Origin of the sequence: Spirosoma sp. 48-14 (assembly GCF_001898575.1) — a bacterium.
GTDB lineage: Bacteria > Bacteroidota > Bacteroidia > Cytophagales > Spirosomataceae > Spirosoma.
Map to the genome: position 1 here is coordinate 77,334 of NZ_MKUD01000058.1, position 26,368 is coordinate 103,701.

A 26,368-nucleotide genomic window follows, 5' to 3' on the forward strand; every position below is an offset into this window, starting at 1 on the left:
CGGGCAGAAACCCACTAGTTTATTCGTAGCGGGGTTTTACCGTTTCTTTGGCTGATGTTGCATCAACTCATTGATCAACGCTTCTACCGCTGCTACCGGCATTTTTTCTACCAGATACTCATGTCCTTTGCCAGTACTATCCCAGCCGTTTGACCCATCTTCGTTCATGGTCAAGCGCCCGGTTTCAATGGTGTAATAGGGCGCGTAGCCTTTCACGCCCACCAGAACCGCAGTCTGGTCCCAGCTCATACGCCCATTCTTATCCTCCTCCGCTTTGGGCAACGAAATTCTGAATACGTCTTTTATGGGACTATGCTGAATTTTAGTGTTTTGTACGAGTGGCAGGCCCGAGTGTATCTTCTGACCAATTTCAAACCCACTCATCAGCACAGGCGTTGGCCAGTTGGCAAAAAAGAGTTTAGACGCGGGCGTATCCCGAAACACATTATACTCCCTTCCCTTCGGAAACTTACCAGCCATGCTCACCACTTTTTTGATTTTCTGCATGGCTAGTTCCCGACCCGATAATTTCGAATACTGGTCGGGCTTACTGTTCAGCAAATTAGCCAGATTGGTCAAAAAGCCGACCGTAATTACGGTTACACTATGGTCGGGCTGTTTGGCCAGAATCTGTCGGTACAGGGCAACGGCATCGGGCACTTCCGTATTGGCCATAACCTGGTGCGGATACCGGGCCACAATTGTATCGGACCAATGCTGGGTATCTTTATCACTGACAGCCTCCCCTTTCGGTACACCAATCGGAATGTTTGGGCGGTTAAAATATGTATTCAATACGCTTAACACCTGCGTTACTTTCGGATAATTTGTTGAGGCAATAGTGGCCAGAATGTTAGCCTCTCCAGCATCGGCGAAGGCATGGAGAAGGGTTATCGCACCAACATCATCATAGTCGGGGCCCATATCGGTATCGAAAATCACCGAAACAGGTGGCTGCTTTCTGGCCGATTGTCCAGCAACCGAACCGATTGTCAGGGTCAAGAGCACGCTGGCTAAAAATAAAGAGAGTCGGGTCATAGGAATAAGCGACATTTACAAAAAAATAGGATTCGGTTTGTGGTCTTCCGAAGACCATAAACTGTAAACGAATTACGGCTTGTTTTGGCAAAACTGTAACACCAAAGGCTATTATATTTTCTAAACCAGAAACTGATGATTTCGCTACGCTCACTTGCTATTTCTCCGATCACACAACTCCGAAATCTCGGCTGGAACTGGATGCTCGGTCAGGATACATTGCCTTACCTGGCCAATGAAGTAGTGGTTGTACAACCTGCTGAAGCCGATGCTTATTACGACGCAGCCAATGAACTGTTTGAGATGTTTGTAGCGGCTGGTCAGCACATCATCGACGAAAACCGATTTGCGGAAGTGGGTATTCCAGCCAATCTGGTCGAACTCATCAAACTTTCGTGGGATGACGACCGTAATATTCACCTTTACGGCCGTTTCGATCTGGCCGGGGGGATTGACGGGCAGCCTATCAAACTAATTGAATTCAACGCCGACACGGCCACTTGCTTACCCGAAACGGCCATTGTACAATACGCACATCTGAAAGCCAACAACCTGGATGAAAGCCAGCAGTTCAATGCTGTTTTTGAAACCCTCACCAGTCAGTTCGAAGAGCTTCTGGCTGTTAACCCTGACCTACAGCCTACACTGCTTCTGTCAGCCATGCGCGGCTATCCTGAAGATGATACGAATGTTGCCCTGATTGGTGAAGCGGCCAGAGAAGCAGGTTTCGAGATCGAATTCGACTTTGTCGATCATGTAGAGTTTTCCGCCGAGGAAGGCATTTTCTGGCAAAATCCGAAAAACGGTCAATTCGAAAAATTAGATTTCTGGTTCAAACTGGTTCCATGGGAAGCTATAGCCGAAGATGAACCTGAATTGGTGCAGATACTAACCGATATTGTCAGGAATCGACTGGCGGTTGTCCTGAATCCTGCCTATACCCTACTTTTCCAGTCGAAGTACATTCTGAAAATTCTCTGGGAGCTTTACCCCAACCATCCATTGCTGCTCGAAACCGATACAAAACCATTGGCTGGCAAAGCCTGTGTTGAAAAGGTAGTGTTTGGCCGAGAGGGGGCCAACACACGAATTTTGAACGCGAATGGTAGTGAGCGCCTGGTAACCGATGGCGACTATGGCGACTATGCCAAAATATATCAGCAGTATGTGGCTTTTCCGCAGGATTCGACAGGCAATACCTACCAGGCCGGCGTTTTTTATGCTGGAGAGGGCTGTGGCCTGGGATTCCGGCGTGGCGGATTAATTCTTGATAATACGGCTGGTTTTGTAGGTCATATGATTCCCTGATTTTCAGGCAGCCAAGCGAATCAGACCGCAGCATCAATTAAAGGTAAATTTTCAATCCAAGTTTAGCGCTCACACGTATGTCCTGATGAGCGCTAGTAGCAAACCTGATTCTCCATTACCTGCCAAAAAGTGAATGAATCCCATAAGTCTTTATGCTCAGTCACTCATGTATATTGTAGCTGGGCTCAATCATTTTATAAACCCAAGAATCTATCTGGCCATTATGCCTCCTTATGTTCCAGCTCATCGGTTCATGGTCAGCCTAAGCGGCATAGCTGAGATTATTCTGGGGGTTGGCTTACTATTTCCAGCCACACAATCGGTGTCGGCTTGGGGACTCATTTTTCTGTTGATCGTTGTTTTCCCAGCCAACGTATACATGGCAACCTCGCCTAAGTTTAACAAATTTCCGGCCTGGCTTCGCTGGTTTCGACTTCCTTTACAAGGTGTACTGATTTGGTGGGCCTACCTATTTACCTGACGCAGGTTGTTTCGGTAAACACGCTTTAGCCGCATCTACGCCTTCGTTGATAGATTATTCAGGATAGTAACATGCGTATACCTATTTTGTACCAATTTGTTACTATATAATGCAATTTAACAACCAAATTTTAGTTATATTTAAAAATTATCTCGTCTGAATGAATTTAATAGCCAAGTAAGATCCTATAATAATCGGTCAAATTATATGGAATAGATAAAAGGAAACAAGAACTATTCCTGATGTGAATAACCTTAAATAATTAGACCTATATTTTTAAGGCCATTAGCCCGACAATCAACTAATCATTGGCATTTTACAGCCTTAGTTTACCATTTTAGTCGGCAAAATTGAATATTTTACTAATTAATCGGTAGATATTAGTTTACTAAAGTGACTTTCGCAGTTGATTTTAGTCAAAGGGGGTGACATGTATGTGAATTACAGATGAATACTGATACTATGGAGAAAGATGAAAAGATTAGACGGAACCGCGCCAAAACAACCCAGCGCATCGTTGAAGCGTTAGAGGATGTTATCGCGGAGTACGGTTTAGAAGGCGTTGGCGTTAATCGGGTAGCCGAAAAAGCGAACGTCAGTAAGGTATTAATTTACCGGTATTTTGGTGGTATGGAAGGGCTTCTTGAATATTATGTAAAGATGGGAAAACTATTTCCAGTCTTTACGCCCGCTGTATTAGACCAAATCCGTCCATTGCATGAATCTGATGTTGCTCGTATCTGGTATCGTCAAGTCATTCAAACCTACCGTTACTTTCGTACATTCAAAGCTGCCCGTGAAATTCTGAAAGCCAGTGTGATTGAGAATGACTCAATTGCTTCGACTACTACACGGGCGCAGGATGAAGAAATGACCCGACTGGTTAGTCAATTGTCTTTTGTAAAAGGCGCAGATACTCAGGCGGTTTCGGCTGTTATTCTTGGTGCTATGAACTATCTGACTATTATGGCGCAGAATGATCATACCATGATTAGTATCGATTTGCGGAGCGAAGAAGGATGGCAGCGTATAGAAAATGCCGTTAAGACCATATACATCGCTTTAAATAAAATGGCAATCGGTTCAAAAGATGTTCAACTCGAACTCCAGTCGTCTCACCTACCCATGGCACAGTGGTAAGCCAAATGAACAATGAATAATGCAAAATGGATATTCCCTGTATCAAGGCTATATCATTATTCATTTTGCATTATTCATTGTTCATTTTCTTACTGAACCTGCACCGTTTTCAATTGTGGGCCAACTCCTTTAATAGTCAATGACTTCCATTTCTTCGGAAGCTTTGTTTTGAGTTGTATAATGCCTGCATCGGTTATATCCAGCCCCCCAAAACCGTTTAATACGGCCTGTAACATACCACCTGCCCCGGTTGCAAAATAAGGATTTGTTCCACCTGCCGTTTCGGACAGGACGCCGAACGGAGGTACTTCGTTTGGTTTATAACTTTTCACAAACCAGTCATAAGCTTTGTCGGGTTCGCCCAGGCGAGCGTGCAATGTCGACAAAACGGACCAACCCATGGCCGGTCCTTCGGGCGAGTAACGAGGTTCGTAATACGCTAAATCTTTTCGAATAGCGGCTTCTTCTTTTACAATCGTAAGTGGATAAGCCAGCAGGTTCACGTCAGCCTGTTTGATCTGAACCCCATCATAAGTCCGGTTTTCCTTTGTGGTGCCATCCGGAAATTTTAGAATCGGGATATTGTCAGCTACCTGCTTCCAGTCGGGATTAGGGGTTATACCCAGATCCTGAGCCGCTTGTATGGCAAACTGTAACGACGTACGGGCCATCCCATTGGTAAAAGCGTTATCGTCGATGTTTTCCTGCCATTCGTTAGCCCCGATCACATTGTTGATATGGTATTTACCCGGTCCTTCCCGCTCTACTCGGCTGGCCCAGAAATCTGCCACCTCTTTGAGCATAGGATACCCCCTTGTCCGAAGCCATTCCTTATCCTTCGTAACCTGGTAGTATTTCCAGAAAGCCCAGCCAACACAGCCTGTAATGTGATGCTGAAACGGACCTGTTAATGCCCATACAGGTGTAGCTTCCTGCCCATCGGCATCCGATTCCCACGGAAACATAACCCCGGCATAGCCATGACTAAAGGCATTCTGTTTGGCCATCGGTATCCGTTCGAACCGATATTCAAGGATCGACCGGGCAATTTCGGGCTTTAACGCCAGAATAGCCGGGTACATCCAGAGTTCGGTATCCCAGAACACGTGACCGTTATAGCCTAACCCGGAAAGGCCCATTGGTGACAGACTGTAGCCCGTTCCCTCTCGTACAAACGAATACAAATGGTAAAGTGCCGACCGGACGGCCCGTTGGGCATCGGGATCGCCATCAATAACAATATCACTTCGCCAGAGTTTCACCCACTCGGCGTTATGACGCATCAGTAGCCGTTCGGTGCGTTCGAGGGCGGCAAAGAGGGTCAATCGCTCGGCTTCATTGTGCGGATCGGCGGTATGGGCTGTTGACGACACCGAACCCACCACGCTAAATTTATAGGTTTCGCCCGCTTTCAGCCGTTTCTTAAATTTGGCCAGATGCATGTTATAGTCCCAGTCTTCATGAATCACGTCGGGCTCCTGTCCATGGGGTTCCTCAAAAATAAAGCTGGTAGAAGCAGCCACCGTATGCCTTCCAGTCGGACTTTTGGCTACGGAAGTTAATAAGCGGATGGTAACGTGCGAGCGATCAATCTCCGAATAGAAATTTTTAACTTCTTTCAGATTTTCAGGCGTTTCGATCACGCTCATTGGAATTATCTCACAATCCTTTCTAGCGGTAATTTCTACCATTGTCAATTCTGAAAACGGTAGGTGTCGCAGGGCCATCATGGTTTGCCGAACACTGACTTTATCCTTGTAATCGAAGGTGGTGGTGAGAGCAGCTTTCTGCATGTCGAGCGTCTGCCGATAATTGGCAATCTCTTTGGGCGTCAGGCGTTGTCCATCTACATCCAGATTCATGTTGGCGAAGTTGAACACTTTCAAGATGTTTGACACTCGTCCTCGCCCATACGTATCAAAGGCTCCGTTCAACACGACATCCTTTACTTTCATGGGTTCGGGCGAAGACACCAGGCCAATCATCCCATTGCCTACTGTGATTCCATAATAATTGGCAGGATTGATGTTCTGACCAACAAGTTGCCAGGCAGCCTGATCGGATTGGGCCTTCACAACGGGCAATAATCCACCTGACGCCAGTAGTACGCTAAGCAGTAGTTGTTTGTTAATCATAAGTCTATCATAGGTGAAATAAGGGCTAAAAATAATACTATTTCCAGAGTCAAAATAGCCCTTATCCGGTTTTTATCGCCCGTGTCGGTGCGGGCGCCCAACGCGCACTGGACGACTACGGCCCCGCATAATACCCCCTAGCAAACCACCTGAGTCGGTACGCAGTAAGCCAAATCGTAAGTAGATCCCATAGAATGTTTTTGAAGCGTCGGTCTGTTCGTTACTGAAATCATAATAGCCCGTTGTAAGACCGATACCTACTTTGGGTGCAATCTGAGCAATGATGCTGTAAGTCAGCTCAAGCATCAGGCTTCCCTGTTTGTCAAAGACCCGTCCTGCTCCAATGGTCATTTCATTGGCAAAAATGCCGTAGTTCGCTACATCCATCGTTACGCGCCCTTCCAGAAACAGCGTAGTGTCGGGGCGCAACGAATTCCGGCCGAAGGAAATACCTAAATCAATCACATTGAACGACTTTCCAATTTCAATATTCTGTGCAATTCGGTCTCTGGGACTGCCTGCTCCCGTATAAATCGAAAAAGGGGTGGTGCGGACGTAGATAGGGGCCGCCTTGAAATTGAAAATCGATCGGGTTGTATCTTCCGACGACCGACTTAGCGAATGGTATGTTTGCAGGGGCGTAGATGGCTTTCGTGTCGTGTCAGCTTGTGCCAAAGCATTTGTCCTTAAGCCCAACGTGGTAACGATCAACAATAAAACTCGTAGCATGTGAATCGAAAAGATTAGGAATACGGTTACATGTCAGCAATTTCCAAAAAAAATCCCCGCTTCTGAAAAGCGGGGATTTTTTAATAGACTTTTAACGGTTAGCGGCTGGCTACGGCAGCCTTACGGGTATGAATTTTTTGCATGACCCACTTCCCTACATTTTCGCCTTCGACTTGACCATTTGCCAACGCAGCACGGTAATGGATACCTCCATACATACGGCTTATCGACGCTTCATCGGCCGCCTGCCGGAGCGACGTAAATGAACGTACGCCATGCCCGTATGGAAATTCTGTCGAATCTGTAAAAGCAATGTGATCGCCCATCAGACTGGTCAGAACGGTAGCAGCTGCTGTTGAAATAACGCTGTGGCCGCTTGGGTATTCGGGAAACGGTGGCGTTTGAAGGAAGGGGGTCCATTTAGGATCGATGTATTTATTGATGACCGTCTCGGGACGAACGGTTTTGCTCCGGTACTTTTCGTCCCAGCAGGAGATAAAACCGTCGCTGAGGGCAAAAGAGGTCAGGGTATACGCTTCAACGGTTTGCATCATGTTCAGCTTTTTCTGCTTAGCAACCGTTTGAGCAATGGCCAGCCAGTGACCACCTGGCGTCATTTTTTTACTGGCAAACATCACATGGCCCGCTACGTTCATAACAAACGCATTATCGTCCCAGAAGTAAGCAATATCCTGCTTTTCTTTATCCAGGTTTTTGCCTGTCTGATATACCTCATCAAGCTCTTTTTCGTAGGGGCTTCCTTTGGTCAGGTTGTAGGCAGGTGGGCGTGGGGGCATGAATTGATTACAGGTATCCATAGCCCAGCACCGGAGTTTATTCCACTGCGGTTCAGCCGCATCCATATACGCGGGTGGGGTTGGCACCCAACTACCTTCTTCGTTGGTGACGGTATGTTTGAAGCCCCGCGTTTGCTTGTAGCTGTCTTTAGCGGCATAATCCAGTACATGCTTGGCTACGGCCTCTCCATAGGCCATCGACCGTTCATACACTTCATCCGGCACACCGTCTTTTTTATACTGCTCGTAAAAGTCCTTTTCAAATTTGTCGTAGAAATCCGCCGAAAACGTTAAGGCTCTTGCTACGGTCAGAAACGCCCGTGTACTGGCTAGTGGAAAACAATACTCCTTGCCAGCTTCTGGTTTAGGCGGAGCCTGGAATCGCTTCAACTGCCCACCCAGCGACTCATAATGCGGATCGAAAGGAACCAGTGCTTCATAGCCCGCCAGATTGGCGTAAGAGTAAATTCGGCTGGCAACCGGGGGCGAAAAAATATCGTGAATGACGACTTCGGTTAGTTTATTCAGCGCCGAATTATAATACGCTACATTCGATGCTTTGGCATTATATTCGGCTGGCGAAGCCGCTTTCTGACAACCAGCCAATCCGCCCAGCAAACAAACCAGTAGACAGCCAACGTTCAGCAGAGATTTCATAGGATAAATAACAAGTTAAAAAAAGCACGCATCCGCTCTTGACAGCGAGTGCTTATCTACAAAATTAACAGAAAATGAGAGGTAAAATACAATACCTGATTAGTCTCATTTTAACAATAGCGATTTAAAAAGCTGTATTCCGTTACCATTTCGAGCAACAGCGATCAGCGATCCTTGTGGTGTTCGGATCGAACGAATATCCCGAATTTCGCCGTTCAAGAGGAAACCGCTATCTACGGGCGACAAAGCGGTAAAATTACCTTTGCCATCATTGCGCAATACAAGTCCGTAACTGGCATCATAACGTCCCTGATAGGTGCTGACACCATAGAAGTTTCCCCCGCCCAGTACGTCCAGATCGCCATCCTGATCAAAATCAATTACCTGAAACGCAAACAGTTTAGATACCTGCGCCATCATCGGCAGTTCATGAACCACGAATTGGCCACCCTGATTTTCCAGATAAACTGAAGCAAACTGATTTACCGTAAACTCGTCGGCATCCTTCAATTCGTTATCGGTAATCACTTCGTTCAGCGGCTTCCCGGCAAACGATACGTAATCGGTAAATCGTTTGTTAATAATGCTGGGCATCTGCTTACCTAGCTCGTCCTTAAACGCCAGTGGATACCACTCCTTGCCCCGGTTGTAGGCAATGATTTGCTCAGTAGTCTGATTGTTATCCACATCTTTTACCCACATGCGGAGCTGTGAATCGGGCGTTTTTCTAAATTTCGTATTCGTACCCAGGTTACCAGCCACGAGGTCGATATCCCCATCTTTGTCGAAATCAGCCGCTACAATACGTTGATAAAAACCATTTAGCGGAGTTTCGTCAGCAGTAATTGATTTGACTTCCTCAAATTTGCCATTGGTATTGGCAAAAATACGGACAGGCATCCAGTCGCCTGCCAAAAACAGGTCGGCATCTTTATCACCATCGTAATCAGCCCAAACCGCATCGGTTATCATACCGGCTTTACGGAGCCCGGTCGATAATCGTTCGGTTTGATCAGCAAAATGGCCTTTACCATCGTTAACGAGTAAATAGGAATTCGGCGCCTTTCCATAACCAAATCCAACGACGCGCCCACCGACAAACAAATCCAGATCCCCATCCTTATCGATGTCATACGGTCGAACGCAACTCTTATTGTCGTACATGGGAGGCAAGGCATTTACCGACCGACTGAAATGGCCCTGACCATCATTCAGGTACAAGCGGTCGAACTGTTCGGGCATTTTGTCGTAAAACTCGTTCCCTCCCGACACAACATACAGGTCCAGGTCTTTATCACCATCGGCATCGAAGAAGGCTGCGTCTACATCTTCGTAAGTCGAGTCTTTAACAAAATCAGGCTGTTTCGTTGGGGCGAATCGGCCGTTAGGCTGCTGAATCAATAAATTTCCTGGCTGCCATTTAGCCCCTCCAGCATAAATATCGTCCAGGCCGTCGCCATTGACATCCCCAACGGCCAGATGAGGGCCTTCGGTCGAAACCTGAAATGGAATTAGCGGTTCCCGGACGTAATCGAAATATTCCTTGTTTTCCTTATGCCGATATGGAATTGAATCGGCCGTTGTTACATCCGCAAAGAGAGGCTGTATGGCCGGCGTTGTATAACGATAGCGCTTACCATCGAGCCGGGCATCCGACTGGTTCAGGGTCAGTAATTGATTGGTTTTTACATTCGTTCGCACGTCCATCTGCTGGTTCGGCCAGATCACAATGAGCGAATCGATCGAATCATGGCTGCCTACTCCAAAGAGCAGCTCGGGGGCTACGGACGATTCGAAGCCACGCGTTGGCATCAGTTGCTGTACCTGGATCGTATCACCGTGCGATCTGCCACCATATTTCAGAATTACTTTGCCACCAACCCCAAATGTATTCGGCGCAGTCCCCTTTAATCGAACTGTCAGATGCTTATTATCTGGAAAGATGGAGTTGGCATCGTTGCGATAAATCCCTGCCGGATCGTCGATATTGTTGGTGATCAGATCCAGATCGCCATCGTTATCCAGGTCGGCATAAGCAGCACCATTCGAGTAGGTTGGCGCTTCGAACCCCCAGTCTTTCGATTTATCATCGAACTGAAGTGATGGCGTTCCCCGATATAGGTAGTTATGCACTTTACCCTCCGGCATTAGTTTGATCGCTCGTTCGTCCAGCGACCGCGATGTTTCCATCGCATACCGTAGCGAATCGTCGGCGGCAAATTTTACGTAGTCGAGGTTATTGGGTCGGTGAACAATCCCATTGCTGATGAACAGGTCTTTGATGCCATCGTTATCGTAATCGGCCAGCAACGGAGACCAGCTCCAGTCGGTAGCAGCAATGCCAGCCATAGCGCCCACTTCCATGAACTTCCTGCCCGACAGGTTGAGTTGCAAACAGTTCCGGCTGTACTGGTTCATATAGCCGTAAGCCAGTTTATAGAGGTAAATATCAATAGGATCTTCGCCCAACGATGATTTTTCAACCGTTTCGTCTTCGGGGTACATATCGAGCGTTACCACATCGGCAAAACCATCGTTGTTCACATCGCTAATGTCGTTACCCATTGAAAACCGACTGACATGCTGAAACGACTTTTTGACGCTTTCAGTAAACGTACCGTTCTGGTTGTTAATGTAATAATAATCGTCTTCGTGAAAATCGTTGGACACATACAGGTCTTCCCAGCCATCATTATTCATATCGGCTACCGAAATACCTAATCCATAGCCCATGGCAGCCCCATAAATACCGGCCTGCTCACTTACGTTAATGAAGCGGGGTGCATTGACAGTTTTTTGCTCCTTGCCCCGTGCGCCCTGCTCCACGCTCATGTTTCTATACAGGTAATCGCCCGATTCATTGTGCCGGAGATTTCGAGCTGATACGCGGTCGTAGCTACGGGAGGTATGCACGGCATGGTTGAGCAGATAACAGTCCAGGTCACCATCGTGGTCATAATCGAAGAAAGCTGCCTGAGTCGAAAACCCGGTAAAATCGAGCCCATAGTCGGCCGCTTTTTCCGTAAATGTCCCATCGCCATTGTTGATGTACAGTTCGTTAGAACCTTCCAATCCCCGGAAATTCCCAACCGCACAAACGTAAATATCCAGAAATCCATCGCCGTTTACATCGGCCATCGTCGAACCCGTCTGCCAGTCCGAAAAGCCTTCTACCCCTGCTTTTTCGGTAATATCCTCGAACGTTAAATTACCCTTATTCAGATACAGCTTATTCTTTCCCTGGTTGGATACGAAGTATAAATCGGTTAGCCCATCATTATTGATGTCGCCTGCCGATACCCCGCCCCCATTGTAGAAATACAGATAATCCAGAATATTCAGTTTCTCATTCGGAACGAGGTGATTGACAAAGCCGACGCCTGTTTGCGTAGAATCGAGGGATTGGAATAACTTCTTCTCAGATTGAAAGGAATGACAACCGGCCAGCACTAATGCACCTGCTGTCAGAAATAAAGCAATACGTTTCATCTTGTTAGGAGCGAGGAGTTGGGAGCGGGGAGTGAGCATGCGGATGCAGGCTTTTTTTACGTCCGCATGCTCACTCCCCGCTCCCAACTTCTAATTACTTCATTAAAAATACTTGTGCCCGGTCGTTATTTTTAGCCAGGATGAGCTGTCCTTGCCTCAGTCGAGCCATATGCCGGACCTGCCCACGGACAAAAAAGCCAGATGCTGCCGGATTGATCGCTTCGTAGTTAATAGCCCCGTTGGCGGCTTTACCTTTGTTTTTTAATACCAGCCCAAAGTTGGCATCATAACGACCGATTTCAGGAAGTACATCCAGGAAATTCCCTGCCAATAGCAGGTCAACGCGGCCGTCATGGTCATAGTCGGCAAAAACAACACCACATATTGGCGAAAACTGCGCTTCGTTCGGCAACACCTGAGCCGTAAGTTTACCCTTTCCGTCATTGAGCAGCAGCATCGATTGTGCTGTAAACGCCTGCTTGACGAGCGCCTGTTTCAACTGGTCCTCATCCAGGATTTCGTTTATTTTTTTGCCTGCGTAGTCGCCGAACTTTATAAATTTCTTCTTAATGGTAGGCATTTCTTTCTGCAAATCGCCCTTGAGCACCATCGGGTACAGCTCCCCTGTTTCATCAGCACAATTTATAATTTGCTCCAGTGTTCCGTTATGGTCGAAATCACCGACGTATAGTTCTGCCGGGGTCGTTTGTGTCGCTTTAATGCGTGAGTTTAAACCCAGATTACCCACAACCAGATCCAGATCTCCATCCCCATCGGCATCGCCAGCGGTTATACAATTCCACCATCCATTCGTTTTCATTGGTTCACCCTGCTCATTTTTGATCAGCAAGTCCTGATTCTGAGCAAGTTTCCCGCGTTTGTTTTCAAATACCCGAATAGGCTCCCAATCACCTACCACAATCAGTTCGGGATATTTATCGCCGTTTAGGTCAGCCCAGGTAGCCGAAGTTACCATACCCAACCGCTCGGCATCGGGCAAAAATCGTTTTGTGTAATTTTTAAAGTTTCCGGTCCCATCGTTTGTAAGCAGGTAGCTGGCCGGATCACGCCCATACTGACCAGGAATCAGCCGGGAACCAACGAATAAGTCAATATCACCATCCTGATCGAAATCGGCGGCAGCCACGCACGAACCACTGGCTTTCAGATTCGGCAACCCTGCTTCGGACCGGGTAAAGCTACCTTTTCCATCGTTCAGATATAGGCGATCTACTAACTCTTCGGCTTCGTTGTCAAATTCGTTACTGCCCGACACCACATACAAATCCAGGTCCTTATCCCCGTCAGCATCGAATAAAACCGCGTCGACAGCCTCATAGGTTGTATCCTGAAGCATCACCGCTGGTGTTTTATTAACGAATTTGCCAGTAGGCTGTTGCAGAAACAGTTGTGCTGGGTGGCCACTGGCTCCGCCCAAAAACACATCATCGAGCCCATCACCATTCACATCGCCAGTGGCTAAAGCAGGTCCTTGAGTCGACTGCTGTTGCTTTAAAAGCGCATCGCGATTATAATCGACAAAATTGCTTTCGGTGTGCACGAAGTTCAGGCCTGAAGTCGCTGTATTATCTCGGAAAACAGGGTTTGGCGTGATGAGTGCGGGCTTCCAGGTTTGAGAGGCCTCCTGCTGGCGAAGGGTAAGTAGCTGGTTAGCCTTAGGCTGGCGAATAACCTGCATACGGTCATCTGGCCAGATCACTTTCACCGAGTCGATCCGGTCCTTATTCCCGAATCCAAATAGCATATTCAGATCGACCGACGACTCAAAGCCCCGGTTTGGCATCTGCTGGAGTAATTGCTCCTGCCCACCCTGATACGCATATACCCTTGCCCCAATGGCATTCCGATTAAGTCCTGTGCCTTCCAGCTTTATCTTCAGGTAGTTGGTTTTATGTTTTTCGATTGAGAGATTTTGGTAGATGGCAACGGGCGCATTCACATTATTGACAATCAGATCCAGATCGCCGTCGTTATCCAAATCACCATAGGCCGCCCCGTTCGAAAAATCCGGCTCCGACAGTCCCCAATCGAAGGCTTTATTGGTGAAGTGTAGATTGCCATCGTTATGGAAAGCATAGTTTGGAACAGCCTCTGAGGGAGCTTTATCCAGAAACTCTTTGAAGTTGAAGGCACGTTGCCGGGCAATCTGCGCCATATTTTCGCGGTCGGCCAGGAAGTTGACGAAATCCTGATCGGTTACGTCCTTGGCAATTCCATTAGCGACAAACACATCCTTCAGGCCGTCGTTGTCCATGTCGAAAATCAGGGCACCCCAACTCCAGTCGGTGGCATGAACGCCCGCAAACCGGGCTACTTCACTGAACGTAGGCAAACCGTTGTTAGCTGGCTGGTTTCCCTGGTTCAGATGCAACATATTTTGCATAAACTGATAATGGAAATCGCGCCCGACTTTTATCTGTTCCAGATCATGCCCTTCAAACGTCGATGTTTTCTTGAGCCGACGATCATTACCCGGCAGCATATCGGTAATGAAAATATCTAGCCTGCCATCATTATTCACATCGGCAATGTCGGCCCCCATTGAGGATAGGCTCGTATGGGGCATGGTTTCCTTTATCGACTCCCGAAATGTACCATCGTGGTTGTTGATATAGAGGTAATCGCGCTCGTAAAAGTCGTTGGATATATAAATGTCCAGCCAGTTGTCGTCGTTTACGTCACCAATGGTAATTCCCAACCCAAAGCCGATCAAACTTCCATAAATACCCGCCTTTTCGGAAACATCGATAAAAACAGGCGAAGAGTCTTTCGGCCCAGACCCATCGCCCTTTCGCTGGTCCGCCAGCCCGGTCTTTGCTCTTTCGCTCATTAAATTCTTAAACAACTTATGCCCCCCCAGCGAATCGCGTTGTGACCGCAGGTTTGCATAAGCCAGCTTTCCTACTGGCATAAAGCTGTTATTGAGCAGGTACATATCCAGATCGCCATCGCGATCGTAGTCAAAAAAGGCTGCGTGGGTCGAAAAACCTTTATCGGCTAACCCGTACTGAACGGCTTGCTCCGTAAACGTAGGGACGCCATTCGCATCGTTCCCGTTGTTGATAAAGAGTTCATTAGCCCGGTCGTCACCATCGCGTATACCGGCATTGCACACGTACAAGTCCAGGCGTCCGTCGCCATTGACATCGGCAAAGGTAGCCCCTGTACTCCAGGCGCGTTTTCCAGCTACACCCGCTTTGGTGGTAACATCCTCAAAGTGAATCCCCTCCGCGCTCTTGTTGCCTTTATTGAGATAGAGCTTATTATCGCCCATATTCGCAATCAGGAACACGTCCGAAAAACCATCGTTATTTACATCGCCAATAGCTACCCCCCCGCCATTGTAAAAATTGCGGTAATTGAAGATGTTAAAATCCTTGTCGTCCGTAACTGTATTGGCAAAGTTGACCTGCGTTTGGTCGGCAGTCAACTTTTGGAAAAGCGGATCTGAAGGTGTTTGTTGGCCTGAATGGCAACTGGCAAATAGGCCAGCCACCATAATGAATAGACTAATGCGACTTAGCACAAGCACGGAATTTAAAGAACGTATTTTTACCAAAAAGAAGACGTGTAAGCAACGGTAAACCTTCTCTAAAAATGGACTACAAATGTAACGAATTATGTGCGTAGATTAAGCATAGAAGCCCAATTAAAAGGCTTTTAATCAGTCCATAAAAACAAAAAAGCAAGCTCTTTGGGCTTGCTTTTTTGTTACAGTCAAACTAGTGATTAATACCCTGGGTTCTGCTTCAGGTTTGGGTTCAGCGACAACTGATCTTTTGGAATTGGGAACAGCGTGCGGAAGTCCTGCGAAGCGGGCTTAAAGCGCCATGCCTTCGTAAACTGACCGAAACGGATCAGGTCCTGGCGACGGTGTTGTTCCCAGGCTAATTCACGACCACGTTCAGCCAGAATTTCATCAAGTGTCAACGTCGTGTAGTTAGGCATACCAGCCCGAGCACGGACGATGTTGAAATCAGCAAGCGCATCGGCAGTCTGACCTAACCGGAATTTCGCTTCGCCACGCATCATATACACATCAGCCAGACGATAGATAACAAAGTCATTATCCTGATCGGTGAATGTATTGTTTGCCTGAATCTGGTATTTCTGGCTACGGGCACCTGCCAGACGGCCATTAGCCCCTGCATCGAACACGAATGATTCAACCTCAGGCCGGAACACCATTGGCAGGGCATCATCCATCAGTGGCTTACCAGCAGCATCATACTGCTGACCAACAATCCACTGCTTTTTCCGGATGTCTTTATCATCAAATGAATTATAAAACTCTGTTACCGTTGCCCAACCATTCCAGGGAGCTGTTCCCAGGTTATAAGTCAACTGGTTCAGGTAATGCAGTGTCTTCATTTGTACGTTCATACCGCCACGCTTCGACTTATCGAAAGGCGTTGCCAGAATGGTTTCCGTAGAGTTCTGATTCTGGGTCACGAAGTTGCTGAAGTAATCACCAGCAATCTGGAATTTACCTGATTTGATGATATTGTCGCAACGGGTGATCGCGTCTGCCCAGCGAGCTGTACCTATATACACTTGCGCGTTCAGATACAGCTTAGCCAGAATCATATCAGCTACCCATTTGTTCATACGGCCATAATATGAACCCCGAGGCTCTTCGCTTAAGGTTGGATATACAGCCAGCAACTCTTTCTCTACAAAGGCAAACACTTCAGCCCGTGTACTTTGCTTCGGTGAAGCCGATGTAACAGCATCAGAGATAATTACATTGCCAAACAAATCCATCGCCTGATAGTGGAAGAATGCCCGCAGAGCCCGTAACTCGGCCTTTGTGTTCGCATCCGTAATGGTACCAAGCTGCTGGTTGATTGCCGTAATGTTATTGTAGCACCACGACCAGGGACCATTGAACTGGCCGTTATCTGTAACAGGATCCCAGGTATGCTGATACAACCGTTTCCAGTTGTCACCATCTTTCCAGTCGCCACCCCGAGTTGGAACAATCTGCTCGTCTGTGGTCGTATTCAGGTTAGACATATTTCCATAGTAGTCACCCAGACCATTATAGAGCGGTCCAATAAGTGCGGCCTGTTGAGCAGCCGTGCTTCCAAAGCTTCCACTGGTTGGGATAACGTCGTAGGTAGTCTCACTAAGGTCTGTGCAGGATTGTCCTACCAGCATCAATGCCGAGCAGCCCAAAAGCACTTTTATAGTTATTTGTTTCATCGAAGTTTTTGATAATTAACTAGTTACAGTGTTAGTCACAGGATATGATACTAACGATTTGTCAACTAAAAAATTTATCAAATCGACTATTCTTCAAAGAATAGTCGATTTGTGGACCAAAAGCAGTTTAGAAGGTCAGATTAAGGCCTAACTGGAACGAGCGGGTTTTAGGATAAACAGTGTTGCCATAGCCACCCCCATCTACACCAATCGTGTTAGGTGCCTGTGATCCTGCCTGTAAATCAGCCTTTACCTGTAGTTCAGGGTCGACACCTTTGTATTTAGTAATAACAAACAGATTATTACCACCAACATAAACGCGGGCATTCGAGATGTACTTGCTGGCAGGCAATGGAATGTTGTAGCCAATCTGCCAGTTGTCGAACCGAACAAATGAACCACTTTCCAGCCAGTTACTCGACAGTACGTTTACACCATAGTTTTTAGGCAGATCCGTTACCCCTTTTAGCATATTGGTTTCCAGAATTGACCCTGGGATTAACAGGTTCGACCGGATGGCATTCAGAATGGTGTTACCAAACGTTCCACGTAACTGGAAATAGAGATCGAACCCTTTGTAGCGGAATGTGTTAATATACGACGCATTCAGGAAGGGCTGTGGATTACCCTGCATTAACGGACTTCCAGCATTAACAGCCGCAGCCGCATCTGAATTTTTATAATCCACCACTGGTGTGTCGCCAGTTCCCGGTTTCAATAATGGCTGACCATCTGCTGAGTAGCTCCCTGTAAACGTAGGTACGTTATTGAACTCACCCAATGGCTGACCAGGTGCCAAATAAGAAGCATACACATCAGACAGGCCACGACCATTAAAGGGGTTAAACCGAACCAGTCCAGTACTAAACTGATCATTTGACAGGGAAACAACTGTGTTTTTGTTATAGGCCCCTACAACCCGTGCATTCCAGGAGAAATCACCTTTCTGGATGACATCGCCCCCAAACGATAATTCAAACCCACTGTTACGCATCGAGCCTACATTGGCCAGAATCTGGTTGGTAAAGTACGTAATACCATCGGCAGGTACCGAATACAGGTACAACATGTCTTTGGTTAACTTGTTGTAGTACTCGACTGTACCCGAGAAACGACCACCGATTAGTTGAAAATCCAGACCAACGTTTGCGGTGGTCAGTACTTCCCATTTCAGGTTTGGGTTAGCATTCTGGGTGATTCCATAGCCTGGCAGAAAATCGCCCAGTTTCCCATCATAGTAAGTCCCTTTCTGGCCATACAACTGGATCGAATTATAGGCAGCAACCCCTTCTGAGTTACCCGTTTGTCCCCAGCCGGCACGCAGTTTCAGGAAATTAAGTGTATTGCTCTTTGGGAAGAATGACTCGTTCGTAATGGTCCAGCCTAAACCCACCGATGGGAACATACCCCATTTGTTGTTCGCCCCGAATTTAGAACTGCCGTCCCGACGAAGAGTTGCCGTTACGTTGTACTTATCGTTCATATTCAGCGTGGCCCGACCAAAGAAGGAAATCAATTTCGAGCTATTGTGATATGAGGTAGCATAGTTGTTAGCAGGACTAACCAGCGTACCAGAGCCTAAGCCCAGGTTGTTATACGTAATATCGCTCGTTACGAAACCTGAGTTGGCTGCCTGAAAGCCATCGTTATCAAAATTCTGGTATGAGTAACCTGCCAGTAACGAGTAGTTGCTATTCTGACTGCCAAATCCTTTGGTGTAGTTAGCCGTGAGTTCCAACAATTTCGTGTTTGACTCTGTATAAGACCGACCTGCACGACCGTTGTTAGCGGCAAATGCTTTGATGGCTGGATTGGTGTAGAAGTTACCGACGGTGTTATCCCGTTGAATCTGGCCATTAACGCCCAGTGTCAACCCATCCAGTACCTCGTAGCGCAAATTCATACCACCCTGCAAATACCGTTGAACGCCGTTGTTAACAACGTTCTCCATCATCGCAACTGGGTTGAAAAGGTCAAAACTACCACCTACCTCATAATACGAGCCATCGGGGTTGCGGACAGGTAATGTTGGCAGGAAAGTTAGGGCACGGCCAAAGAAGCCATTATCATAATTCTTGTTCGTTTCAGTATAGGACAGATTGTACTGAACGTTCAGCCGATTGTCAAACGATTTCTGATCGAGATTAATACGGCCGGTTAGACGATCCAATCCCGTTTTTTTGATAATCCCGTTCTGATTGATATAGCTGAGCGAACCCCGATAGCTAAAGGCTGGCGAACCACCCGCAATAGAGAGATCGTGGTTATTAATGAGTGCATTCTGTGTAACTTCCTTCGTCCAGTTCGTATTGTAATTTCCATCTGGAAAACGCTGCTTATCATTTAACGATGCAGCCCCTTTAATTTGGGTAACGGCATCCCGATAACCTTGTGCATCCAGCATGTCATACGTTTTTGAAATCGTAGATAGACCTACATAGTTATTGAACGTAACCGTTGTTTTACCCGACTTACCACGCTTGGTAGTAATGAGGATAACGCCGTTAGCCGCCCGCGAACCATAAATTGCGGCTGCTGAGGCATCTTTCAGTACATCCATCGACTCGATGTCGGAAGGAGAAATGGTAGTGATAGGAACACCAATCATACCATCCACCACATACAGTGGGTCGGAGCCGCCAGCCAATGAAGTATACCCACGCAAACGAACCGTTGGTGCTTGGGTTGGATCTCCAGAAGGCGATGTAATAACCAGACCTGCTACTTTACCCTGAATAGCCTGTAGGGGGTTGGGGTTTACACCAGCATTGAAATCTTTGGAAGAGACCTGTGTAACAGAACCCGTCAAATCTTTCCGTTTAGAGGTACCATAACCAACCACTACCACTTCTTCCAGTGCCTTAGTGTCGTCCGACAGTTTAACATCTACCGTCGAACGGGCACCAACAACAACTTCCTGGCTGGTGTAGCCAATAAAGCTCATCACGAGCGTAGCATTGTCGGGTACGTTCGCCAGCGAATACTTTCCATCGGCATCCGTATTCGTACCACGTTGTGTGCCTTTGATTTGCACACTTACTCCAGGCAAGCCACTGCCTGCAGGATCTGTAACTCTTCCCGTTACGGTGCGACCTTGCGCCCAGGCTGCTGAGTTACCTAGCAGCAGCAGCATTACCAGCATCGACAAAAACCCAAACAGGGTATTCTGTCTGACTAACTGGGGTTGGGACTTCCCAACCTGACCTACGTACTCACCGAAGCGGTTAATTTTGTAGGATTTGTCCATCATAGGTTTACAGTAAAATTTAGAGATAGGTAATTTATTAGGTTTTAGTTAAGATTCTATTACGTTGCCTACCTTAAGGTAACGAATTTACAAGATAAATACACTTATTCTGCAAAATTTAGAAACCTGGCAGGATTTTTTAGAATTAAACCTGAACCATTTGGCGAATTACATAAGGTTAAGCATAAAATACAAATTGTAGCAGGTTAAAATTTAGGAGATTGCTGTCAATATTGTATCATAAAATTTCTTAAACCCAGGAATACATGTTATACTTTCCCTGTATAATCAGGTCTTTTACATGAAAGTTACCATCTATAAATCAGCAGGTTAGCAAAGGAATATTCGAAGTTAAATTTTACTTTTTCCGACAAATAATGAGCCAATAATTTTTAAAAGTCAGGTCCCGATTATGGATTATTTACAGTTAATTTTGCCTAAGTTTTTTAGTGCCCGATTCCTCTAAGTAGTTTTTACGCGTTTATGAGTGCCGAACCTCTCAAAAATCTAGCCAGCCAGTTAACCGGCGACCTTTTCGATGACTTTACGCATAGAACCTTGTATGCTACCGACGCTTCGGCCTATCGGGAGATGCCTACAGCCGTAGCTGTCCCTAAAACCATTGAGGACTTAAAGACACTTATTGCGTATGCCCGGCAGAACAAAACTCCGCTGATTCCTCGCACGGCGGGTACATCACTAGCAGGTCAGGTAGTCGGTAATGGGATTGTCGTTGATGTATCCAAGCATTTTACCAAAATTCTGGAGATCAATCCTGAAGAACGGTGGGTGAGGGTTCAGCCAGGCGTGGTCAGGGATGAACTCAATCTATTTTTAAAACCGTACGGACTTTACTTCGGCCCCGAAACCTCAACGGCCAACCGGGCTATGATCGGCGGTATGGTCGGCAATAATTCCTGCGGCTCCAACTCCGTTGTTTATCGGGCCACCCGTGAGCATACAATAGCCGTAAAGGCACTGCTGGCCGATGGTTCTGAAGTTGAGTTTGGCCCAGTGAGCGGGTGGGAACTTACCAAGCAGGTTAGTGAAGCGAGTCGTAAAAATGGCTCTGCAACACTGCTTGATAAAATTCTGCTCAAAACGAACACGATCTTATCAAACCCTGAAAATCAGGAAGAAATCCGGCGAAATTTCCCTAAAAAGACCATCGAACGGCGGAATACAGGCTATGCTCTGGACACCCTGCTGGATATGGAGCCATTTACCGATGGCGGAGAGCCGTTTAATCTGGCCAAATTCATTGCCGGTTCCGAAGGCACACTCTGCTTCCTGACCGAAATCAAGCTCAATATTGTCCCATTGCCTCCGAAAGAAAGTGGTCTTGTATGTGTTCACTGTCACTCTATCGATGAGTCGCTGCGGGCAACACTGATTGCGCTGAAATACAAGCCCTACGCCGTTGAACTGATTGATGATATTATTCTGGAACGGGCAGATTCTAACCCCGAACAACGGAAAAACAGCTTTTTTGTCCAGAAAACGCCCACCGATCATTTCCCAATTATTTTGGTCGTGGATCTGTCGCGTGACACGCGGTCGGAGGTCGAAGAAGTAGCCAAAGCTATGATTGCAGAAATGCAGGAAGCAGAGATGGGCTACCATTATCCGCTGCTGTTTGGTGAGGACACCAAGAAAATATGGGCCTTACGCAAGGCAGGCCTTGGCCTGCTGGGCAACCTTCCCGGCGATGAAAAAGCGGTAGCGGTGATTGAGGATACAGCCGTCGATGTGCGCGACCTGCCCGATTATATCCGCGACTTCAACGAAATCATGCACAGGCATAATATGCATTCGGTGTACTATGCCCATGCCGGTTCGGGGGAGCTGCATCTGCGACCAATCATTAACCTGAAAACCGCTGAGGGGCATCGTCAATATCGGCAAATTGCCGAAGACATCGCCACGTTAGTCAAAAAATATGACGGTTCGCTTTCAGGCGAACATGGCGACGGGCGGCTTCGGGGCGAGTTTATCCCGCAAATGGTGGGAGCGCACAACTATGAGCTGATGCGCCAGCTAAAACACACCTGGGACCCAGAGGGCATTTTTAACCCCGGCAAAATCGTGGAAACGCCCCCGATGGATACGTTTCTTCGGTACGAGGCAGGTCAGCAAACACCTACGTTCCAAACATATTTCCGGTATAAAGACCAGACGGTTCTACAGCATGCCGAGCAATGCAACGGCTCGGGCGATTGCCGGAAAACGCAGGCATCGGGCGGAACGATGTGCCCCAGCTACATGGCCACTCGCAACGAAAAAGATACAACACGGGCACGGGCTAACATTCTGCGCGAAATGCTAACGCATTCGACGAAAGAAAATCGGTTCGACCATAAAGAGATCAAAGACGTTTACGACCTGTGTCTGTCCTGCAAAGGCTGTAAAAATGAATGCCCATCGAATGTAGACGTAGCCAAACTGAAAGCCGAATTTCTACAGCATTATTACGACACAAACGGGGTTCCGGTCCGTTCATGGCTTATTGCCAATTTTGCGAAACTGTCAGGCATTGCGTCACTTGTTCCCTGGGCCTGGAATGGCGTGCTAGGAACCCCTGCTCTCCGGCGGGTTGCTAACCGCATGGTTGGTTTCCACCCTAATCGTACGATGCCATTGATGGCCAACACGACGGTAAAAAAATGGTTTAGTAATAGGAGTGAGAAGCGAGGAGCGAGGAGTGAGAATAGCTTGCTTCTATTTTGCGATGAATTTACCAATTTCAATGATGTAGAAGTTGGGCAGAAGGCAGTTCAGTTATTCGAGCGGTTAGGTTATCAGGTCATTATTCCTGAGCATGGCGAAAGTGGCCGGGCTGCGCTGTCGAAAGGGATGCTGAAATACGCTAAAACGCTGGCAGAGAAGAACGTTCGACTGCTGAAAGATGTCGTTACGTCCGAAACCCCACTCGTTGGCCTGGAGCCATCGGCCATTCTAACGTTTCGCGATGAGTACCCCGAACTGGTTGACGAATCGTTGGTGGAAGATGCCAAAAAACTGGCAGCAAACACCCTGACCTTTGAAGAATTCATTGCCCGCGAAGTCGATGCCGGACGTATTCGGGCCGATCAGTTTACCGAAGAAACCCGAGTGATTAAACTGCATGGTCACTGTCAGCAAAAAGCAGTCTCGTCGCTGGTTCCTGGAAAAAAAGCGCTTTCCTTACCTAAAAACTATTCGGTTCAACTGATTCCATCCGGTTGTTGCGGCATGGCTGGTTCGTTTGGCTATGAAGCTGAACATTACGACGTATCGATGAAAGTGGGCGAATTGGTTCTTTTCCCCACCGTTCGGCAGCAGCCTGAGGAAGTTATCATAGCCGCACCGGGTACGTCATGCCGTCATCAGATTAAAGATGGCACCTCCCGCAAAGCCAAACATCCTGCCGAGATTTTGCTGGAAGCCTTGCGGTAAAATTAAACCCACCGCAAAGACGCGAGGGCGCAAAGAGTTTATAAATTCTTTGCGCCCTCGCGTCTTTGCGGTTACGTTATACTAGCTAAGCTTCTCAAATGGCCATTGCTTTCGATAACCTGCCGATGCCAGAAATCCGACAACACCCAGGCCAATTACGGTTAATCCAGAAAGCATAAATGTTAATCCGGTTGAGAAGAAAATAAACAACCAGACAGCTATAGCCAGCAGTACAGGTAACGGGTATAAGGGCATTCGGAATGGAAAGAAATCCGGTTTCCGTCGACGATGTAGCAAAATCAGCCCAATCGCCTGACCAACAAACTGAATCACAATCCGCATAGCCAGAATAGCCGTGATCACATCCCCCAGCCGGAATAACAGACTGAATAGAAAACCTAGCCCACCCAGAAACAGAAGCGACACATAGGGAAATTGGCGCGTTGGGTGTAATCGGGCGAAAATTCGAAAAAACTGCCCATCAGCAGCAGCTGCGTAAGGCACTCGTGAGTAACCAAGTAAGACAGCAAACAACGATGAAAAAGCGACCATAAGGACCAGGACCGTCGCCAACTGAGCCACGCGGTTTCCGTACAATGTTTCGATAAAGGTGCTCACAATAAAGGTACTTTCCTGAGCCTTTTGCCAGGGTACTACACTAACGACGCTAACGTTCATCAGCAAGTACAGCACAGCGATGCCGACAATCGAAATAAACATGCTGGCGGGAATATTCCGGGTGGGTTGTTTGATCTCACCACCCAGATGGCACACATTGTAATAGCCTAAATAGCAATAAATTGTCTTGACGGATGCATGACCTAAACCAGCCGCCAGAAGCCCACTACTTCCCGAACCCATAGCCTGCAAGGTGTCGCCTATTGGAATCCGAATATTACTTAGCCCCCCGATGATAATCGCCCCAAGCGTGAGTAGAACAGCGCCCCACATCACTAAACCAATTTTACCAATCGAATCGATTTTCCGATATAAGAGAACAATGATCACCAGCACTACCCCACCTGAAACAGCCTTTTGCTGCCATACTTCCAGTGGCATCAGATAAGTGGTATACTGAGCGAAACCAATGGCCCCCGAAGCAACAACAAGTGGAGCCTGAATCAACGTTTGCCAAACATACAGAAACGAAAGGAGACGCCCCCAACGCTGTTCACCATACGAAATTTTCAGGAAGTTGTAGCTACCGCCAGCCTGCGGAAAAGCGGCTCCTAATTCACTCCAGACAAAGGCATCAATTAAGGAAACCACCGCGCCCAATACCCAGGCCCACAGAAACAGGCCACCACCCATCGTTTTGATAATCAGCGGCAATACGACAAATGGCCCGATGCCAACCATGTCGATCATATTCAACGCAGTACCCTGCAACAGCGTCAGGCGACGCGGTAAAGCGGTTGGTACTGAATCAGAAGCGTGCGGAGTAGATGTATCGTTGCTCAATCGTGTAGTGGGTAGCCAGATTAAGTTAAGACGAGGGGCTATTCCAGAAAGGCAGGAAATGCCCTAAAAGTTCGCCAGTGTGCATTGTAGCCTTACAGGGTGATTTTGCCGCTTCATAAGGCACCGACTATCCGCATAGGAGGCCCTGCATAAAATCTGTTACCTGGCCTTTTCAACTATCTAAAATACAATGAAGCTGACTGGTCTTAAGTTGTACTTTTTCCAAAGCTGTTTTACAACTCAGATTATGTTATTCGACAGAATCTATATTTAGATATTAGTGAAAAGGAATAACCTACTGAGCAAAGTGCAATTTATATTTAACCCCAATTGGGTCTATTCCAACCCTTGAAAGTCTATATCCGTACAAAGGTCTTTTGTGAATCATCCCATTCAAAAACAGAACCTGTTGGCTCATCCAATAACCCAATTATTGAATCATCTACATTTAACACCGCGCCTAGAGAAACAAACTGGGCATTGCCATCAGTATCCAGATACTCCTGAGACTCTGTGCCCGCAGTAATACGCCAACCACTGTCATAAAAATCGTTCTTCTCCCCTAAGCTCTCTTCCCTGTATAAATAGCCTATCTTACTTCCTTCAAACAGGACCTTATTCGTTACGAAGCATCGATCTATATACTTTTCTACAATGTTCTCAGGATCTTCGTATTCAGTATCTATTATATGATTCACATTGAACTTAATGATCGTACCTATTTCTAGATCATTTATAATCTGAGGCTGATTCGTAAGAAATCCTTCAAACTCATCCCCCGATCTTTTGGCAATTTCGACCCACATCCTTTCTGCATCAGCGTCCGCGTCAGGTACTTTTATGGCGAACCTTAACTTCACCATGTCGCCACTGATTAGTTTATTAAGGACAAATTGTGATGGCTTATAAAAAGTGTATTTACTTTCCTTTGAGGTACTTACAGCATCATCTAAATACCAAGATTGCTCCATCAATATGACATTAATTTCTGCTATATAATCAATTTTATGATAAGCTAAAGCCCCAATTCAATAAGATATAACCATCGTGAAGGATTTCACGCAGGACCACCTATGCGGCCAACCGGTGCTATACGAAACGACAAAATTATCCCTGATAACACAAATCCCCGCATCCATTAGTATGAGCACGGGGATTTGTATTGTCGGGGCCAGGCTAAAGCCTGGCCCGATACTCTCAGTGTGACCTAGTGCATGGTAAATGA

14 protein-coding genes are annotated in these 26,368 nt (G+C 47.0%); 4 read left to right on the forward strand and 10 right to left on the reverse strand.

Annotation, left to right across the window (positions count from 1 at the left end; genetic code table 11):
- Positions 1-36 precede the first annotated feature (36 nt).
- Positions 37-1,038, reverse strand: coding sequence for a nucleoside hydrolase (locus BGO59_RS25120; RefSeq protein ID WP_293688083.1), 1,002 nt, complete (start codon positions 1,036-1,038; stop codon positions 37-39).
- A gap of 135 nt (positions 1,039-1,173) precedes the next feature.
- Here BGO59_RS25120 and BGO59_RS25125 point away from each other — a divergent pair, with 135 nt between their 5' ends.
- The 3 genes from BGO59_RS25125 to BGO59_RS25135 all read left to right on the forward strand — a co-directional run bounded on the left by BGO59_RS25125 (position 1,174) and on the right by BGO59_RS25135 (position 3,967).
- Positions 1,174-2,346, forward strand: a complete 1,173-nt coding sequence (locus BGO59_RS25125; RefSeq protein ID WP_293688085.1) for a glutathionylspermidine synthase family protein — start codon at positions 1,174-1,176, stop codon at positions 2,344-2,346.
- Between the two features lie 133 nt (positions 2,347-2,479).
- Positions 2,480-2,827, forward strand: a complete 348-nt coding sequence (locus tag BGO59_RS25130) for a DoxX family protein (RefSeq protein WP_293688088.1) — start codon at positions 2,480-2,482, stop codon at positions 2,825-2,827.
- 447 nt (positions 2,828-3,274) lie between these two features.
- Entirely contained in the window at positions 3,275-3,967 is a 693-nt protein-coding gene (locus BGO59_RS25135) for a TetR/AcrR family transcriptional regulator (RefSeq protein ID WP_020596521.1), read from the forward strand.
- An 89-nt stretch (positions 3,968-4,056) separates the two neighbouring features.
- Here the strand turns inward: BGO59_RS25135 and BGO59_RS25140 are convergent, their stop codons facing one another.
- The 7 genes from BGO59_RS25140 to BGO59_RS25170 form a co-directional block, all read right to left on the reverse strand.
- Positions 4,057-6,102 (reverse strand): glycoside hydrolase family 65 protein, encoded by a 2,046-nt coding sequence (locus BGO59_RS25140; RefSeq protein ID WP_293688094.1) that lies wholly within the window; start codon positions 6,100-6,102, stop codon positions 4,057-4,059.
- A gap of 72 nt (positions 6,103-6,174) precedes the next feature.
- Positions 6,175-6,831 (reverse strand): hypothetical protein, encoded by a 657-nt coding sequence (locus BGO59_RS25145; RefSeq protein WP_293688097.1) that lies wholly within the window; start codon positions 6,829-6,831, stop codon positions 6,175-6,177.
- Positions 6,832-6,929: 98 nt separating this feature from the next.
- Positions 6,930-8,285, reverse strand: coding sequence for a vanadium-dependent haloperoxidase (locus BGO59_RS25150; protein ID WP_293688100.1), 1,356 nt, complete (start codon positions 8,283-8,285; stop codon positions 6,930-6,932).
- 105 nt (positions 8,286-8,390) lie between these two features.
- Positions 8,391-11,774, reverse strand: a complete 3,384-nt coding sequence (locus BGO59_RS25155) for a VCBS repeat-containing protein (protein WP_293688103.1) — start codon at positions 11,772-11,774, stop codon at positions 8,391-8,393.
- 94 nt (positions 11,775-11,868) lie between these two features.
- The gene (locus BGO59_RS25160) at positions 11,869-15,294 is read right to left on the reverse strand and encodes a VCBS repeat-containing protein (protein ID WP_293688699.1); all 3,426 of its coding nucleotides are present in this window, start codon (positions 15,292-15,294) and stop codon (positions 11,869-11,871) included.
- A gap of 230 nt (positions 15,295-15,524) precedes the next feature.
- Positions 15,525-17,000: a RagB/SusD family nutrient uptake outer membrane protein gene (locus tag BGO59_RS25165; protein WP_293688106.1), complete on the reverse strand. Its 1,476-nt coding sequence runs from the start codon at positions 16,998-17,000 to the stop codon at positions 15,525-15,527.
- Positions 17,001-17,127: 127 nt separating this feature from the next.
- Entirely contained in the window at positions 17,128-20,250 is a 3,123-nt protein-coding gene (locus tag BGO59_RS25170; protein WP_293688109.1) for a TonB-dependent receptor, read from the reverse strand.
- 480 nt (positions 20,251-20,730) lie between these two features.
- Here BGO59_RS25170 and BGO59_RS25175 point away from each other — a divergent pair, with 480 nt between their 5' ends.
- Positions 20,731-23,682 (forward strand): FAD-binding and (Fe-S)-binding domain-containing protein, encoded by a 2,952-nt coding sequence (locus BGO59_RS25175; protein WP_293688112.1) that lies wholly within the window; start codon positions 20,731-20,733, stop codon positions 23,680-23,682.
- A gap of 81 nt (positions 23,683-23,763) precedes the next feature.
- Here the strand turns inward: BGO59_RS25175 and BGO59_RS25180 are convergent, their stop codons facing one another.
- Both BGO59_RS25180 and BGO59_RS25185 read right to left on the reverse strand, forming a co-directional pair.
- Entirely contained in the window at positions 23,764-25,143 is a 1,380-nt protein-coding gene (locus tag BGO59_RS25180; RefSeq protein ID WP_293688115.1) for an APC family permease, read from the reverse strand.
- A 356-nt stretch (positions 25,144-25,499) separates the two neighbouring features.
- Positions 25,500-26,114 carry a DUF2185 domain-containing protein gene (locus BGO59_RS25185; RefSeq protein ID WP_293688118.1) on the reverse strand — a complete coding sequence of 205 codons (615 nt, stop codon included), beginning with the start codon at positions 26,112-26,114 and terminating at the stop codon, positions 25,500-25,502.
- Positions 26,115-26,368 lie beyond the last annotated feature (254 nt).